A 15,310-nucleotide genomic window follows, 5' to 3' on the forward strand; every position below is an offset into this window, starting at 1 on the left:
GCAGCCTATTCCGACATTCGGCGGAGCCGCGGCTATCAGGTCTCCGAAAGCAATCCCGCGACGAAGGTCTCGAGATAGGTGTCGCGCGCGCGGCGCATGCGCTCCGCATAGAGGATCGCCCGGGCCTTCTCGAGCGAGGTCTGCAGGTCCTTGTTGATGATCACATAGTCATAGTCGCGCCAGTGCTCGATCTCGGAACGCGCATTGGCGAGACGCTTGGCGATCACCTCCGGGGTGTCCTCAGCACGTCGCTCGAGCCGCGAGGCGAGTTCGCGCATGCTCGGCGGCAGCACGAAGATGCGCACGAGGTCTTCGGGCATCGCGCGCGCCACCTGGTCGGCCCCCTGCCAATCGATGTCGAACAGCACATCCTTGCCCGAAATCAGCGCTGCCTCGACGGGGTCGCGCGGGGTGCCGTAGCAGTTCCCGTGCACCTCCGCCCATTCAAGCAGTTCCCCCCGGTCGCGCATGAGGCCGAAGGCCTTCTGGTCGATGAAGTGGTAGTGCACGCCCTCGATCTCGCTCGGGCGGCGACCGCGGGTCGTCACCGAGACCGAAAGGACGATGTCCTTGTCGCTCTCCATCAGGTAGCGGGCAATGGTCGACTTGCCCGCGCCCGAGGGCGAGGACAGCACCAGCATCAGGCCGCGGCGTGGGGGCTTCGCAGGGTCCGGCATCGGCGGCGTCTTCTTCCTATTCGAGGTTCTGGATCTGCTCGCGCAACTGGTCGACGGTCGACTTCAGGTCGAGCCCGATCGCGGTCAGCGAGCGGTCGTTCGCCTTGGCGCAGAGCGTGTTGGTCTCGCGGTTGAATTCCTGCGCGAGGAAATCGAGCTTGCGGCCGACGGCACCGCCCTGCGCCAGGAGGCTCTCCGCCGCAGCAACATGGGCTGCGAGGCGATCAAGCTCCTCGCGGATATCGGCGCGCGTCGCCAGGAGAGCCGCCTCCTGATGCAGGCGGTCGGCATCGAGGTTGAAAGACGCATCGAGAAGAGCCGCGACCTGATCCTTCAGGCGGCGGCGAATGGCCTCCGGAGTCCGCGCGGGCGAGTCCTCCGCAAGCTGGCGCAGCCGATCGATCTCAACGAGCCGGACGCCGAGCACGGCGCCGATGGCTGCCCCCTCCCCGGCGCGCGCCTCGACCAGTCCATCGAGCGCGCGATCGAAATCCGCAGCCAGAAGGCGCAGCAGCTCGGCGGCGTTCTCGGGATCGTCCTCGGCATCGACGGTCTCAAGGATGCCACGGATGCCGAGAATGCCGTCAAGGCTGGGCGGTGCGGCTTCGATGCGGCTGCCGATACGGTTAAGCAGATCTAGCACCTGTTCGAGCAGCGGCTCGTTGACGCGAAGCTGCGTCGCACCCTCTTCCTTCTGCAGGCTCAACGAGACTTGAAGATTGCCACGCTGAAGCCGCGCGCCGAGGCGTTCGCGCACCAGCTGTTCCAGCGAATCGACCCCGGGAGGCAGTCGGAGGCGGACATCGAGGCCCTTGCCGTTGACGCTCCGCAGCTCCCACGTCCAGCGATAGCCGAGACCGGCCCCGGCTGCCCGGGCAAAGCCGGTCATGCTCATAAGCGTCATGCGATTGTCCGATTGCTCCGCCCCGCGCGAGCGGCGACCATAATCTTAGCGGCCGGCAGCCTCAAGTGTACCAGCTGCCCCTGCGCCTTGAGCCGTCAAAGGCTGCGCGGGCCTTAGGGCTGCGCGGGCTTGGCTTTCGGCGCCGGGTTCTTGGACCCTTTGGCGGGAGGGCTTGGGTCCGCCGGCGGATCGCCCGCCGCACCGTCGCTCGGCTGGTCGGCAGGGGTCTCGTCCTGATCGCCGGGACCGGTGCCGGCCTCGTCGGACGCAGCGGCATTGGCCTTCTGATCAGCCAAGACTTCGCGATAGCGCGCCACATTCTTCCGATGGTCTGCATAGCTTTCGGCAAAGGCGTGACCGCCAGTGCCGTCAGCGACGAAATAGAGATCCTTGGTGCGCGAAGGATTGGCCGCCGCAGCGAGCGACGCGCGGCCGGGATTGGCAATCGGCCCCTTGGGCAGGCCGGTGATCTTGTAGGTGTTGTAGTCGTTCTCGGCTTCGAGATCCGACTTGGTGATCGAAGCGCCGGACGGCAGGCCATCGCCACCATAGACGCCGTAGATCACGGTGGGATCGGACTGCAGCCGCATTTTCTGCTTCAGCCGGTTGATGAACACGGCGGCGACCCGGCTGCGCTCGTCCGCAATGCCGGTCTCCTTCTCGACGATCGAGGCCAGCGTGACGAGGTCTTCCGGCGATGCGATCGGCAGATCCTTGTCACGACCGTTCCAGACGGTATCCACGACGCGATCATGCTCGCGGATCATGCGATCGATGATGTTCTGCCGGCTGTCGCCACGGGTGTAGCGATAGGTATCGGGCAACAGGCTGCCCTCTGGGGGAACGCTCTCCACCGCGCCGAGCAACACCGGATCGGCGTTGAGCTTATCGACGATCTGCTTGCTAGTGAGCCCTTCGGGTACGCTGATCGAATAGAGAATGCCCTTGCCGCTCACCATGGCGTTCATGATGTCGCGCATCGAGGCATGGGCGGGAATGAGATACTCGCCAGCCTTCAGCGCCTCCTGCTGGGCGGAGGCCCGGACACCGGCGATGAAGATCCATTTCGACGAAATGAGGCCGCGGTCGTGCAGTTGCTCGGCGATATCCGAGAGGCCGGTGCCACGCTCGATCATGACGGTGCGCGGTTGGTCGAAATGACTGCGCTCTTCGAACCGCATCTTGCCGAAGAAGAACAGACCGGCCGCACCGAGAACGCTGACGACGATGATCGTCATCGCGAAATTCATGATCAGCACGATCGGGTGGCGCGCCTGCTGCGATCGCGGCGGCGGTCCTGGTACCCGCTCGGGCCGCAGCGCGTCGCTCGGGCTCTTGGGATTGATGCGGCTCGAACCGAACCCCTTGAAACGACGGCGGGACGCTTCCGTCGCCTTGTCGTCGCCTGCGCCGGACGGCTCGGTATCGCTCATCACACCCCTTGATCCGCTTTCCGGCCGCGCGATGCGTGATCCACGGCTCGCGCGACTTTAGGGAGGATTATGGCGAAAGCGCGGGCGAGCCCGGCCAGACGCCCTTCAGGCGTCATGCCGGCGGAAGACCAGCGACGCATTCGTGCCGCCGAAGCCGAACGAATTGGACAGGGCGACGTCGATCTTGCGCGGACGCGCAACCTTGGGCACCAGATCGATCGCTGTCTCGACAGAGGGATTGTCGAGATTGATCGTTGGCGGAGCGACGTTGTCGCGGATGGCCAGGAGCGAAAAGATCGCTTCGACGGCACCCGCTGCGCCAAGGAGATGCCCGGTCGCCGACTTGGTCGACGACATCGACACGGTCGACGCGGCGTTGCCCAGCACGCGCTCCACGGCGGCGAGTTCGATGCCGTCAGCCATGGTCGAGGTGCCATGCGCGTTGACATAATCGATATCGGACGGCGTCAGGCCGGCACGCTTCAGCGCAGCCTGGACGCAGCGATAAGCACCATCGCCATCCGGAGCCGGCGCGGTGATGTGGTAGGCATCGCCGGAAAGACCATATCCGATGACCTCGCCATAGATCTTGGCGCCACGGGCAAGCGCATGCTCGCGCTCCTCCAGAACGACAACGCCGGCGCCCTCGCCCATGACAAAGCCGTCGCGGTCGCGGTCATAAGGGCGCGACGCCTCTTCCGGTCGATCGTTGAAGCCGGTCGACAGCGCCTTGCAAGCTGCGAACCCGGCAAGCGCGATACGCGAGACCGGACTTTCGGTTCCGCCGGCGATCATGACGTCGGCATCGTCGAGAGCGATCAGCCGCGCCGCGTCACCAATGGCATGTGCACCGGTCGAGCATGCTGTGACCACCGCATGATTCGGCCCCTTGAAGCCGAAACGAATGGAGATCTGGCCGGAGGCGAGATTGATCAGACGGCCGGTTATGAAGAACGGACTGATGCGGCGCGGCCCACGGTCGCGCAACACATGACCCGCCTCGACGATCCCCTCAAGGCCGCCAATGCCCGAACCGACCATGACACCCGTGCGGATCTGGTCCTCATAGGCCGTCGGCTTCCAGCCCGAATCGGCGACCGCCTGCTCGGCGGCTGCAAGCGCGAAAGCGATGAATTCATCAACCTTGCGCTGCTCCTTCGGCTCCATCCAGTCGTCGGGATTGTACTTACCGTCCGCGATGGATCCGCGCGGAATCTCGCAGGCGATCTGACAGGGCAGATCATCGGTCTCGAATTTCGTGACCCGGCCCGCGCCACTCTTGCCGGCCAGAAGATTCGACCAAGTGACGTCGACGCCGCAACCGAGCGGCGAGACCATACCCATCCCGGTGACGACGACACGTCTCATACGTTTCTCCCGAGCCGGACCCTTTTCGGGGTCCGGTCGTCAGTTTCTTGTTTATCGGGGGACCAGACGCCGGATTAGCCGGCGTTCTTCTCCAGGAAGCTGACCGCATCGCCAACCGTCAGGATGGTCTCGGCCGCATCGTCGGGAATCTCGACGCCGAACTCTTCCTCAAACGCCATGACGAGCTCGACGGTGTCGAGGCTGTCCGCGCCGAGGTCATCGATGAAGCTCGCGCCTTCGGTCACCTTGTCGGCGTCAACGCCGAGGTGCTCGATCACGATCTTCTTAACCCGGTCAGCGATATCGCTCATTTCTCAAAACCTCGACTGTTTCGTGTCACTTTTACTCAGCGCGATTTCTCGCACGCAGAAACCTGGCCGGAAAGCCCGTTCCCGGAAAACGCACCGCGATATCGTCGCGAGGATCCGTCCCCCTGAAGGTAGAGAGCCTCTTCTGCCCGCGATCGTCAATCCACCGCATCGTCATCTCAAAGATGCGGTGGTGAACCCGTGTATTCTTCGGCGGTCCTAACATAGTTTCAGAACCTTGACCAGCGGCGCCAAGGCCGCTGAAAGCGCTTTGGAACTCTCTCTCGAGATCGCCGATTCGCTTTTTAGATCATAGCCATACCGCCGTTGACATGCAGCGTCTGGCCGGTGACGTAGGCGGCCTCGGCCGATGCGAGGTAGACCACCGCCGCAGCGATATCCTCACCGCTGCCAAGACGCTTCGCCGGCACCCGCTCGAGCAGCGAGGCCTTGATCTTGTCGTTGAGCACGTCTGTCATCGCGGTCTCGATGAAGCCCGGCGCGACGCAATTGACCGTGATGTTACGGCCGGCAACCTCCTGGGCGAGCGACTTCGACATCGCGATCAGCCCGGCCTTCGACGCGGTATAGTTGCCCTGTCCGGCATTGCCCGTCACCGCGACGATCGAGGTGATATTGATGATGCGGCCGAAACGCTGGCGCATCATGCCGCGCAGAGCGGCGCGGGTCAGGCGGAACGGCGCCGTCAGATTGACGTCGAGCACATCGCTCCACGCCTCGTCTGAAAGACGGGCGAACAGCATGTCACGGGTGATTCCGGCATTGTTGACCAGCACGTCGAGCCCGCCCAGCGCCTCCTCGGCGGCAGGCACCAGCGTCTCGACATCCTCGGCACTCGAGAGATTGCACGTCTTGACGAACACACGGTCACCGAGCTCGGTGGCCAGCGCGTCGAGCGCTTCGCGCCGTGTGCCGGAAATCACGACATTCGCGCCCTGCCCATGCAGTGCGACCGCGATCGCGCGGCCGATGCCGCCGCTCGCGCCCGTCACGAGGGCGCGCTTGCCGGTCAAGTCGAACATCGCGGGACTCCTTTGTCGAAAGGTTGATGCGGCGCGCTCAGGTGAGCAGCGCCATCGCGGCCGGAACGTCGTCGGGCAGCCCGACCGACTGGGTCCGGGCGGCGGGTGCGATTCGCTTGGCGAGGCCTGAAAGCACCTTGCCTGCACCAACCTCGAGCAGAAGATCGACACCCTGGCCGTCCAGCCAGGTGATCGACTCGCGCCAGCGCACCATGCCGGTGACCTGCTCGACGAGGCGGCTGCGAATCTCGTCGGGATCGCTGATCGGAGCGGCGAGCACGTTGGCGACCAAGGGCACCACCGGCGGCGCGATGAAGACCTCGGAAAGAGCTTCCCGCATAGCATCCGCAGCCGGCTGCATCAGCGCGCAATGGAACGGCGCGCTAACCGGCAGCAGCAAAGCGCGCTTGGCGCCTTTGGCCTTGGCAATCTCGATGGCGCGCTCGATCGCGGCGCGCGAACCTGAAATCACCACCTGACCCGGACCATTGTCGTTTGCCGCCTGGCAGACATCACCCTCCGCGGCCTCTTCGGCCACGGCAATGGCGGTTTCGAAATCAAGGCCGAGCAAAGCCGCCATGGCACCCTCGCCGACCGGGACCGCCGCCTGCATGGCGGTGCCGCGAATGCGGAGCAGCCGCGCCGCCTCGGCGACGGAAAGACTGCCGGCCGCCGCAAGCGCCGAATATTCGCCGAGCGAATGGCCGGCCACAAATGTGGCCATCTTGGCGATGTCGAGACCGTTCGCCTCAAGCGCGCGGATCGCGGCAAGGCTCACGGCCATCAGAGCTGGCTGAGCATTGGCGGTTAGCGTCAGAGTCTCGATCGGGCCGTCGAAGATGATGGCCGAGAGGTTTTCACCAAGGGCGTCGTCGACTTCCGCGAAGATGGCGCGGGCCTCGGGATAGGCCTCGGCGAGCGCCTTGCCCATGCCGACCGCCTGGCTCCCCTGGCCTGGAAACGTCAGAGCTGTCGTCAAGAATCCGCTCCCGGCTAGCATTCGGCGAGCCCTCGGCCCGCTGCATATCGGCGGCGGCTAATCGCGCCTTCGTGAGGCGAAGTCAAGTCCGGGCGCCAGCGCTACGCTCGAATCCGGTCGATCCGTCGGCCTCCCAAAAATGTGATAGTATGTCTGGCTTATTAAATTTCGTTCATGTGCCTGACGAACGCTTGCGCACCACAATTGGAGGCTCAGATCAAGCTTGTCTCACGACGTTTCAGCCGGCGCACCAACAGGTGGCATTGCTGCAAATGGCGGGCGAGGACAGGACGACCGATGGAGTCTGTCATGAGAAAGATCGCATTCGCCCTTCCCCTGATCATGCTGGTCGGCTCTGCGGGCGCCGCGCTTGCGGTGGACGTGGACGCGGGCACCGTCAGGAAGCTCGACAACGCTTCGGGATCAGTGACGCTGATCGACGGGCGCACCTTCAAGATCAGCAATCCCAGCCTCTTGATGGGCCTCATCCCCGGCGAGAAGGTCATCATCACCGTGAATGACGACCAGACCGTCGGCTTGTCGGAAGACAGCTCGCAGTGGGATGGCAGCGGCCAGCTCCCCGGCCATTGACGCGAGGCACGCTACTCGCTTGAAGGGGCCGGCGCCGCGCCGGCCCCATTCATTTTGGCGGGTGCCGCTTTCGGGTGGTCGTATTTGGCGGTATCGCCGGGGTGCTCGATGAAACAGGCCAAAGCCGTCTCGGGCCGCCCGGAGGCCATCAAATCGCTGACGGTGACGAATTCGTAGCCGCGCGCACGAAGCTGCGGGATGATCGTTGCCAGCGCTTCGGCCGTGTGGCGGCCGCGGCCATTGGCATGCATGACGATGATCGAGCCCGGCTTGACCTCTCCCAGCACGCCGCGCGCCATCGGAGCCGCCGCGACCCCGGACGGATCCCCAGAAACCACATCCCATTGGATCGGCACGAGCCCCGCCGCCCGAACCGCTGCTGGGCCTTCGGTGCCGCAGGCGCCGTAGGGAAACCGGAACAGGCGCGTCTTCGGCAGCGAGCCCGCCGCCGGGCAGGCTTTCTCGATGCGCTCCGCAAGACCACCGATAACCGCTTCCGTCCGCGCGATCTCAATATCGATCCGCGACGCATCGGCATGGGCAAGGTCGGCATGATCGTAGGTGTGATCGCCGATCTCGAATAGCGGGTCGGCGAGAAGCTGCATCGCCCGTTCCTCGTGACTTTGCGCCCAGCGCCCGCCCATGAAGAATGTGGCCGGCACCTTCAGCGCCCGCAGCCGATCGACGATCGCACCGTCATAGCCGGCAACCTCACCGGAACCCTCGCAAAGATCGAAGGTCAGTGCGACGAGCTTGCGACCGCCCGCCGGCACAACGCGGCGGACGACGCCCGAGCCGGGACTCGCGGCAGCGACAGAAACGAGCGTCGCCTGGGGTACCGCGACCTGATCGGCCGGGCCAGGCCGGTGCTTCGCCACCTCACCCGGACGGCCGGCCAGGGTCGCGACCGGCCAGCAGGCGGCCGGCGGATCGGCCAGCGCCACCCCCGGCCCGGCCAGCGCCAGCACAATCGAAAGGAGAGCAAGCTTGGTCGTGGCACGGGTCGTCATGGCATCCATCCGCTGCGGCAGCGGACGGTCAAACACACCGCATTCGGGGCAGAAGCGTGGCGGAAGCAGCGCCGCCCAAGCGACGCTGCGAAATGCCGGTCAGCTCCGCTTGGGCTCCACATTGGGCAGGAAGGCCGTCAGCAGTCCGATCAAAGGCAGGAAGGCGCATATCTGGAACACGAATGTGATCGAGGTGCGGTCGGCGAGTTCGCCGAGCGCCGCCGCGCCGATGCCGCCCATGCCGAAGGCAAAGCCAAAGAAGAGGCCGGACACCAGGCCGACCTTTCCAGGAATCAGCTCCTGGGCATAGACGATGATTGCCGAGAAGGCCGACGACAGGACGAGGCCGATGATGACCGACAGCGCCACGGTCCAGGCAAGATTCGCATGCGGCAGCGCCAGCGTGAAGGGCAGCACGCCGAGGATCGAGAACCAGATCACGAATTTGCGGCCAAACCGATCGCCGATCGGCCCGCCGGCGATCGTGCCGACGGCGACAGCGCCAAGGAAGACGAACAGCAGCAGCTGCGAGTCGCGGATCGAGACCTGGAATTTGTCGATGAGGAAGAAGGTATAATAGCTGGACAGTGCCGCCATGTAGAAGAACTTCGAGAAGATCAGCAGCGCCAGGATGATGATCGACCGCGTGATCACCGCGCGCGGCAGCATCACATGCGTGGCCGCGGCCTTCGGCCGGCCGAGGCTGGCGCGATGCTGCGCGCGATACCAGAACCCGACCCGCGACAGGATGATGATGCCGGCCAGCGCCGCGAGCGCGAACCAGGCGACGGCGCCCTGCCCGCGCGGCAGCACGATGAACGCGGCGAGCAGCGGGCCGATCGCCGAGCCGAAATTGCCGCCGACCTGGAAGAGCGACTGGGCGAGACCATGCCGGCCGCCGGAAGCCATGCGGGCGACGCGGGACGATTCGGGATGGAAGATCGACGATCCCAGGCCGATCAGGGCAACCGAGATCAGGATCACGGAATAATGCCCGGCCGTCGCAAGCAACAGCAGCCCGAGCAGCGTGCAGCCCATCCCGACCGGCAGCGAGAACGGCATCGGCTTCTTGTCGGTATAGATGCCGACGATCGGCTGCAGGATCGAGGCGGTGCACTGGAACACCAACTGGATGATGCCGATCTGGCTGAAGTCGAGCAAAAACTCTTTCTTCAGAATCGGATAGATCGCCGAGATCACCGATTGCATGAGGTCGTTCAGCAGATGCGACATGCTGATCGCAACCAGAATGCCGAAAGCCGTGCGGCTGGCAACGTCACGGCCCGCTGCGGCGGGCATGGCAGCAACCCTCTCAGTCACGATGTCGTCCTCAGTTGAAGCCTCGATCGGCGGGGACGTGCGGCCATGGTGCGCGCAACGCCAGCGATCTGCTTGAAGGTTGGGCACTATGGCGAGGGATTCGCGGAAAGAAAAGCGGGGTTCTGCTTATGAACTCATCAAGAACTTGCATGGGTGACCTTATGATCACAGCAGAGCATCACGCAGCGCCCGACGGCTGCACCCTTGCCTTCCGCCTCGGCGCGACGGACAGGATTGCGCGTCTGGCGCTGCAAGGCTTGCTTTCCCGGCCCTTAGGCTGTATGGACCGCCCGTCGTAATGACACCCGGCCGGGGGTTGAACGGAAGGCGGCGCTTGCCGCAGGGATCACAGGATCCCGTCTTCCCGTGTCTCCGCTCTCGAAGTTGTACCGCTTGCCTTCCCTCGAAGGCTTCGGTGAGGCTTGGCGCCGGGAATTGAAAGGGAAAGGGCAATCATGCCGCTTTACGAACACGTATTTCTGTCCCGGCAGGATGTGTCGGCACAGCAGGTCGAGACGCTGACCGAGACCTTCAAGGGCATCCTTGAAGCCAATGGTGGCTCCGTCGCCAAGATCGAGCAGTGGGGCCTGAAGTCGGTTGCGTTCCGCATCCGCAAGAACCGCAAGGCTCACTACACGCTGCTCAACATCGACGCGCCGGCGGCTGCCGTTGCCGAGCTCGAGCGTCAGCAGCGCATCAACGAGGACGTCCTCCGCGTTCTCACCATCCGCGTCGACGCGCTCGAGGAAGGCCAGTCGGCCATGCTTCAGAAGCGTGACCGCGATGATCGTGATGGCGACCGTGGCGGCCGCTTCGGCGACCGTGGCGACCGTCCGCGCAGCTTCGGCGGCGGCGGTGGCGGCGGCTTCCGTGGCGACCGTGAAGGCGGTGCTGGCGGCGGCTTCCGCGGCGAACGCCGTCCCCGCAGCGAAGAAACCGAAGGTGGAGCTGAATAATGTCTGATTTCGGTGGTTCCAGCGCTTCCACGACCACAACCAGTGCCGGCGGTGGCCGTCGCCCGTTCTTCCGTCGCCGGAAGACGTGCCCCTTCTCCGGCCCCAACGCGCCGAAGATCGACTACAAGGACGTGCGTCTCCTGCAGCGCTACATTTCCGAGCGCGGCAAGATCGTCCCGTCCCGCATCACGGCCGTCTCGGCCAAGAAGCAGCGTGAACTCGCCCAGGCGATCAAGCGCTCGCGCTTCCTGGGCCTGCTGCCTTACGTGATCAAGTAAGACGCATGCCGGCTTTGCGCCGGCAAGAACACGACCTTCCGGCACCGCCGGGAGGTCATCCTGCCTCCGGGAAGATCAGTTCTTCCTCAGGAGGCGAGACCTGGTTGGGGCCGGCGCATTCCGCGACTTGCCTCTAACCGCTCCGAAGAGCGGGACAGCGAAAGCATGATGACGCGCAACATCCTCATTGGCCTCGGCGCCGGTCTCGCAGCCGCGCTCCTGTTTGCCAGCGTCATCAGCGGCACCACGCTGGCCCTGCCGCTTTTCTTGCTTTCCCCCCTCCCTGTCGCGATCGCCGGCATCGGCTTCGGCACGCTTTCGGGCGCAACAGCCGCCTGCCTCGCTGCCGCCGTCATCGCCGCGGCCTTCAATCCGCTTGCCGGCCTGCTGCATCTGCTCGTGTTCGGCGCTCCGGTCGCTTGGGCGGCTCACCTCGTGGGCCTGTCACGTCCGCATGACACGACGCCTGACGCGGTCGAGTGGTTTCCGCTCGGCATGGTGCTGTCCCGCCTCGCGCTCGCGACTGCTGTCGGCATCGTCGCCGCCGGCGTCCTGCTTGGCTTCGATCCGGCGACACTGGTGACGCAAACGGTCCAGGCCTTCGAAGCCTGGCTTTCAGCTGGTGGCGCCGGCGCCGAGGCGCCGACGAGCGAGCAATTGACGCCGATCGTCAGCTTCTCCGTCGCACTGATGCCGGCCACCGCTGGTTGTTTCGCGCTCGGAACGGCCGTGCTCAATCTCTGGCTCGGCGGCCATATCGCGCGGATGTCGGGGCTGCTCCGCCGCAGTTGGGCACCGATGTGGACGGTCGTGCCGGCGTCCTTCCTCGTGCCGGCCCTCGGCGTCGCGCTGGTCGGCTGCATCCTGCCCGGCGGCGCCGGCCATATCGCGGCCGCGTTCGCCGGCGCGCTCGGCTTTGCCTTCGCCCTTGCTGGCTATGGCGCAATGCACGCGCTTCTGCGTGGCAAGCCCGGCCGGTTTGCCATGCTGTTCCTCGTCTATGCGGCGAGCTTCGTCTTCATGCTGCCGATCGTGATCATGGCCGTGCTGGGCGTTGCCGATACCGTCTGGAATTTCCGTTTCCGCCGCTCCGCCGGTGGGACGGGTGCTGCCACATGACTTTGAAACACTGATCAAGGAGACTGAACATGGACGTTATTCTGCTGGAACGCGTTGCCAAGCTCGGCCAGATGGGCGAGATCGTGCACGTCAAGAACGGCTTTGCCCGCAACTTCCTGCTGCCGCAGGGCAAGGCACTGCGCGCGACCGAAGCCAACAAGAAGACCTTCGAGGGCCAGAAGGCCCAGCTCGAGGCGCGCAATCTCGAGCGCAAGAAGGAAGCTGATGTCGTCGCCGAGAAGCTGAACGGCCAGTCCTTCATTGTCGTTCGCCAGGCGGGCGAGACCGGCCAGCTCTACGGTTCGGTATCGAGCCGCGACATCGCCGACCTCGTCACCGAGGCCGGCTTCTCGGTCGCCCGCAACCAGGTCGTTCTCGAGCATCCGATCAAGACGATCGGCCTGCACAAGATCGCCATCGCGCTGCATCCGGAAGTCGAATCGACCGTCACGATCAACGTTGCGCGCAGCGCCGACGAGGCCGAGCGCCAGGCCCGCGGTGAGGATCTGACCGTTCGCGAGCAGTTCGAACTCGAGCCGCTCGAAGACGAGGAAGACCTCGAGGCAGCCCTCGACGAGGAAGCCGAAGAGGTCTGAGGGTCTCCGAAACCCAAAGGACGCCTTACTTTTTGAAGGGGCGCGCGGTGCAAGCCGCGCGCCCCTTTTGCGTTCTCTGGAACCGCTTTTAGCCCGCTCAGCTAGCCGCTTGAAATCGTGGCGAAATCGGGGCTAACATCTTGATGACGTCACGATCAGTGCGCCGCCTCACAGCCGAAGCCTCTCCCGCTCAGCCGGGATCATCCGAAAGGGCAGCGGGTCTTCACCATGAATCGGTTGCTCACCAACTATATCGCCCGCGTGCTCAAGAAGGGCTCGCTGGAAATCATCGACGCCAAGGGCCGTCTGCATCGCTTTGGCGATGGCAGCGGCGACACGGTTCGCGTCCGCTTTACCTCAAAGGCGGCCGAGCGCGGCGTCATGCTCAACCCAGAACTGAAGCTCGGCGAAGCTTTCATGGATGGGGGATTCGTGATCGAGAAAGGTTCGATCTACGAATTCCTTGCCGTCGTGCTGCAGAATATCGGCGGTACCGGCCGATCGTGGTGGATGCGGGCCATCTATCGCCTGCGCGTCTGGACACGGCGCTTCCGTCAGTGGAACACGCCGTTCCGCGCCCGGCAGAATGTCGCGCATCATTATGATCTCGACGGCCGCCTCTACTCGCTGTTCCTCGACAGCGACCAGCAATATTCATGCGCTTATTTCGAGACACCCGATGCCTCGCTTGAAGAGGCGCAACTCGCCAAGAAGCGGCATCTCGCATCCAAGCTGGCGCTACAGCCAGGCCAGAAGGTGCTTGATATTGGCTCGGGCTGGGGCGGCCTTGGCCTCTATCTCGCCGATCACGCGGATATCGACGTCACCGGCGTGACGCTCTCGGAAGAACAGCACAAGGTTTCGAACGCCCGTGCCGACGAAAAGGGCATGGCCGACCGCACGCGCTTCCTGCTCAAGGACTATCGCCATCTGGCCAGCCGCTTCGACCGGATCGTCTCCGTCGGGATGTTCGAGCATGTCGGCGTTGGGCATTATCGGGAATTCTTCGAGAAGGCGCGCGATCTGCTTGCCGATGACGGCGTCATGGTGCTGCACTCGATCGGCCGGTTCGACCTGCCGGGTGAGACCAATTCCTGGATCCACAAATACATCTTCCCCGGCGGCTACATCCCGTCGCTTTCGGAAGTAATTCCGGAGATCGAGCGCGCCGGGCTCAAGATCACAGATATCGAAATCCTGCGCCTTCACTACGCGGAGACCCTGCGCGAGTGGCGCGAGCGCTTCATGGCCAGGCGCGACGACGCGCTGAAGCTCTATGACGAAGTGTTCTGCCGCATGTGGGAGTTCTATCTCGCAGCGTCCGAGACGGCATTCCGCTACCAGGACATGATGATCTTTCAGATTCAGCTTGTCCGCGACCAGAACGCGCTGCCTCTGACCCGCGATTACATCTGGCATGCCGAAGAGGCGCTGCGCCGACGCGATCATGCCGGACAGCGCCCGTCCCTGAAGATCGCCGGCGAATAGCCGGCGCTCCTTTCAGGCAATAAGTCCAGCGATCGGGCGAATGCCGATACTGCCCGGGAAGATATCAGTCGCGAGCACGGGCTCGGCGATGCCGAGGTGATCGCGCAGGACACCCTTGAGCACCGCCCGCAGATCGGTGGTCGGCGCGAGATCGCGCTGCTGATAGAGCTTGTCCGGCGCGAGGCCCGGCCAATCGGCGAGCACGCGCCCGCCCTTGACGGCGCCGCCGACGAGAAACGCGGTCGTCGCCGTGCCATGATCGGTGCCGTCGGTGCCGTTGACATGCGCAGTGCGCCCGAACTCGGTCATGACAGCCACGACGGTATCGGCCCAGGCCGGTCCGAGTTCGGTCTTCAGCGCGTCCAAGGCGCCGTCGAGCGCGCCTAGCCGGCGGCCAAGCTGGCCGTTCTCCGGGCCCTCGCTCGCATGCGTGTCCCAGCCGTCGAAGCTGATCGCGGCGATGCGCGGTCCATCGGGCTCGGCCAGCAATCGCCCGGCGCCGATCGCGATGCGGCGAAAACTCGCCGTGATATCGCCGCCCTTCACGGCCGTCCCGCCCGCCGCCATGCGGTCGATCGTGCGGCCGGCAGCGAAGGCGCGCGCCAGTTCCGGATCGGCGTGGTCATAGAGTCCGGCGAGGCGATCGGATGTGTCCATGCCAACAGGCATCAGGCCGTCCGGCATCCATGTGAAGACAGGCGCCCCACCGCGCAACACCAGCGGGACGGTCGGGCTCACCGCAAGGCCGCTCGCCGGTCGCACCGCCTCGCCGCGCGGCAGGGCTGTCACGGCGCGGTTGAGCCAGCCATCGCGGCTGGCGCCCGGCTGGGTCAACCCGCTTTCGAGCACATCCTGGCCGTCGAAATGCGAGCGGTCGCGATAGGCGGTGGCGACGGCGTGGACGATCAGCGCTTCGCCCGAACCATAGAGCTGCTTCAGCTTCGGCATCGCGTCGTTGAGCGCGAAGAAGCCGTCGAGCGGCACGGTGCCGGCCATGCCGGGGCTGCCGATGGCAATATCGCCGCGCAGCTTGGCATAATCCGGGTCGCCAATCGGCGGAACGGCGGCGAGCCCGTCCATGGCGCCGCGGAGGATCACGACGACGAAGCGGGGATCGCGCGTCCCGGCAAAGGCCGCGCGGGGCATATGCGCCCAGGCGACAAACGCGCCAACAGAGGCGAGGAACACGCGCCGCGTCGGTGCGAGAGCGCCGGCAGAGCGGGAATTGCGGTCGGTCATC

The 15,310-nt window shown here is 64.9% G+C and carries 16 protein-coding genes; 6 read left to right on the top strand and 10 right to left on the bottom strand.

Going from position 1 to position 15,310, the window contains the following annotated elements:
* Positions 1-35: 35 nt before the first annotated feature.
* The 7 genes from gmk to fabD all read right to left on the bottom strand — a co-directional run bounded on the left by gmk (position 36) and on the right by fabD (position 6,712).
* Positions 36-677, bottom strand: a complete 642-nt coding sequence (gmk, locus tag BUB39_RS00695) for a guanylate kinase (RefSeq protein WP_073051046.1) — start codon at positions 675-677, stop codon at positions 36-38.
* Positions 678-693: 16 nt separating this feature from the next.
* Positions 694-1,581: a YicC/YloC family endoribonuclease gene (locus tag BUB39_RS00700; RefSeq protein ID WP_073051048.1), complete on the bottom strand. Its 888-nt coding sequence runs from the start codon at positions 1,579-1,581 to the stop codon at positions 694-696.
* Positions 1,582-1,694: 113 nt separating this feature from the next.
* Positions 1,695-3,014 carry an endolytic transglycosylase MltG gene (mltG, locus tag BUB39_RS00705; protein WP_084526813.1) on the bottom strand — a complete coding sequence of 440 codons (1,320 nt, stop codon included), beginning with the start codon at positions 3,012-3,014 and terminating at the stop codon, positions 1,695-1,697.
* Between the two features lie 105 nt (positions 3,015-3,119).
* Entirely contained in the window at positions 3,120-4,382 is a 1,263-nt protein-coding gene (gene fabF, locus BUB39_RS00710; RefSeq protein WP_073051049.1) for a beta-ketoacyl-ACP synthase II, read from the bottom strand.
* Between the two features lie 74 nt (positions 4,383-4,456).
* Entirely contained in the window at positions 4,457-4,693 is a 237-nt protein-coding gene (locus BUB39_RS00715; RefSeq protein ID WP_073051051.1) for an acyl carrier protein, read from the bottom strand.
* A 302-nt stretch (positions 4,694-4,995) separates the two neighbouring features.
* Positions 4,996-5,733, bottom strand: coding sequence for a 3-oxoacyl-[acyl-carrier-protein] reductase (gene fabG / locus BUB39_RS00720; RefSeq protein WP_073051054.1), 738 nt, complete (start codon positions 5,731-5,733; stop codon positions 4,996-4,998).
* A 37-nt stretch (positions 5,734-5,770) separates the two neighbouring features.
* The gene (gene fabD / locus BUB39_RS00725; RefSeq protein WP_073051056.1) at positions 5,771-6,712 is read right to left on the bottom strand and encodes an ACP S-malonyltransferase; all 942 of its coding nucleotides are present in this window, start codon (positions 6,710-6,712) and stop codon (positions 5,771-5,773) included.
* 309 nt (positions 6,713-7,021) lie between these two features.
* Here fabD and BUB39_RS00730 point away from each other — a divergent pair, with 309 nt between their 5' ends.
* Positions 7,022-7,303, top strand: coding sequence for a DUF1344 domain-containing protein (locus BUB39_RS00730; RefSeq protein ID WP_073051058.1), 282 nt, complete (start codon positions 7,022-7,024; stop codon positions 7,301-7,303).
* Between the two features lie 11 nt (positions 7,304-7,314).
* Here BUB39_RS00730 and BUB39_RS00735 read toward each other — a convergent pair whose 3' ends face one another.
* Together BUB39_RS00735 and BUB39_RS00740 are read right to left on the bottom strand one after the other, a co-directional pair.
* Positions 7,315-8,313 (bottom strand): polysaccharide deacetylase family protein, encoded by a 999-nt coding sequence (locus BUB39_RS00735; protein WP_073052644.1) that lies wholly within the window; start codon positions 8,311-8,313, stop codon positions 7,315-7,317.
* A 99-nt stretch (positions 8,314-8,412) separates the two neighbouring features.
* Positions 8,413-9,612: an MFS transporter gene (locus BUB39_RS00740; RefSeq protein ID WP_139251400.1), complete on the bottom strand. Its 1,200-nt coding sequence runs from the start codon at positions 9,610-9,612 to the stop codon at positions 8,413-8,415.
* Between the two features lie 476 nt (positions 9,613-10,088).
* Between BUB39_RS00740 and rpsF the strand changes: the two genes are divergently transcribed.
* From rpsF to BUB39_RS00765, 5 genes are all read left to right on the top strand, one after another.
* A complete protein-coding gene (rpsF, locus tag BUB39_RS00745; RefSeq protein ID WP_073051060.1) occupies positions 10,089-10,589 on the top strand; it encodes a 30S ribosomal protein S6 in 501 nt (166 codons plus the stop codon).
* Positions 10,589-10,867 (top strand): 30S ribosomal protein S18, encoded by a 279-nt coding sequence (gene rpsR, locus BUB39_RS00750; RefSeq protein WP_073051062.1) that lies wholly within the window; start codon positions 10,589-10,591, stop codon positions 10,865-10,867. Before rpsF ends, rpsR begins: the two co-directional genes overlap by 1 nt.
* Positions 10,868-11,032: 165 nt before the next feature.
* Positions 11,033-11,986 carry a hypothetical protein gene (locus BUB39_RS00755; RefSeq protein ID WP_139251294.1) on the top strand — a complete coding sequence of 318 codons (954 nt, stop codon included), beginning with the start codon at positions 11,033-11,035 and terminating at the stop codon, positions 11,984-11,986.
* Positions 11,987-12,015: 29 nt separating this feature from the next.
* Positions 12,016-12,582 carry a 50S ribosomal protein L9 gene (rplI, locus tag BUB39_RS00760; protein WP_073051067.1) on the top strand — a complete coding sequence of 189 codons (567 nt, stop codon included), beginning with the start codon at positions 12,016-12,018 and terminating at the stop codon, positions 12,580-12,582.
* 228 nt (positions 12,583-12,810) lie between these two features.
* The gene (locus BUB39_RS00765; protein ID WP_073051069.1) at positions 12,811-14,070 is read left to right on the top strand and encodes a cyclopropane fatty acid synthase; all 1,260 of its coding nucleotides are present in this window, start codon (positions 12,811-12,813) and stop codon (positions 14,068-14,070) included.
* 12 nt (positions 14,071-14,082) lie between these two features.
* Here the strand turns inward: BUB39_RS00765 and BUB39_RS00770 are convergent, their stop codons facing one another.
* Positions 14,083-15,309, bottom strand: a complete 1,227-nt coding sequence (locus BUB39_RS00770; RefSeq protein WP_073051071.1) for a DUF1501 domain-containing protein — start codon at positions 15,307-15,309, stop codon at positions 14,083-14,085.
* Position 15,310: the final 1 nt, after the last annotated feature.

Origin of the sequence: Kaistia soli DSM 19436 (genome assembly GCF_900129325.1) — a bacterium.
GTDB classification, from domain to species: Bacteria; Pseudomonadota; Alphaproteobacteria; order Rhizobiales; family Kaistiaceae; genus Kaistia; species Kaistia soli.

Excerpts from the sequence above, each read along its gene's own strand:
- gmk (WP_073051046.1), bottom strand. The coding sequence starts at position 677 with ATGCCGGACCCTGCGAAGCCCCCACGCCGCGGCCTGATGCTGGTGCTG.
- BUB39_RS00715 (WP_073051051.1), bottom strand. The coding sequence starts at position 4,693 with ATGAGCGATATCGCTGACCGGGTTAAGAAGATCGTGATCGAGCACCTC.
- BUB39_RS00700 (WP_073051048.1), bottom strand. The coding sequence starts at position 1,581 with ATGACGCTTATGAGCATGACCGGCTTTGCCCGGGCAGCCGGGGCCGGT.
- mltG (WP_084526813.1), bottom strand. The coding sequence starts at position 3,014 with ATGAGCGATACCGAGCCGTCCGGCGCAGGCGACGACAAGGCGACGGAA.
- fabF (WP_073051049.1), bottom strand. The coding sequence starts at position 4,382 with ATGAGACGTGTCGTCGTCACCGGGATGGGTATGGTCTCGCCGCTCGGT.
- BUB39_RS00740 (WP_139251400.1), bottom strand. The coding sequence starts at position 9,612 with ATGCCCGCCGCAGCGGGCCGTGACGTTGCCAGCCGCACGGCTTTCGGC.
- BUB39_RS00765 (WP_073051069.1), top strand. The coding sequence starts at position 12,811 with ATGAATCGGTTGCTCACCAACTATATCGCCCGCGTGCTCAAGAAGGGC.
- rpsF (WP_073051060.1), top strand. The coding sequence starts at position 10,089 with ATGCCGCTTTACGAACACGTATTTCTGTCCCGGCAGGATGTGTCGGCA.
- rpsR (WP_073051062.1), top strand. The coding sequence starts at position 10,589 with ATGTCTGATTTCGGTGGTTCCAGCGCTTCCACGACCACAACCAGTGCC.
- fabG (WP_073051054.1), bottom strand. The coding sequence starts at position 5,733 with ATGTTCGACTTGACCGGCAAGCGCGCCCTCGTGACGGGCGCGAGCGGC.
- BUB39_RS00735 (WP_073052644.1), bottom strand. The coding sequence starts at position 8,313 with ATGACGACCCGTGCCACGACCAAGCTTGCTCTCCTTTCGATTGTGCTG.
- BUB39_RS00770 (WP_073051071.1), bottom strand. The coding sequence starts at position 15,309 with ATGACCGACCGCAATTCCCGCTCTGCCGGCGCTCTCGCACCGACGCGG.
- BUB39_RS00730 (WP_073051058.1), top strand. The coding sequence starts at position 7,022 with ATGAGAAAGATCGCATTCGCCCTTCCCCTGATCATGCTGGTCGGCTCT.
- BUB39_RS00755 (WP_139251294.1), top strand. The coding sequence starts at position 11,033 with ATGATGACGCGCAACATCCTCATTGGCCTCGGCGCCGGTCTCGCAGCC.
- rplI (WP_073051067.1), top strand. The coding sequence starts at position 12,016 with ATGGACGTTATTCTGCTGGAACGCGTTGCCAAGCTCGGCCAGATGGGC.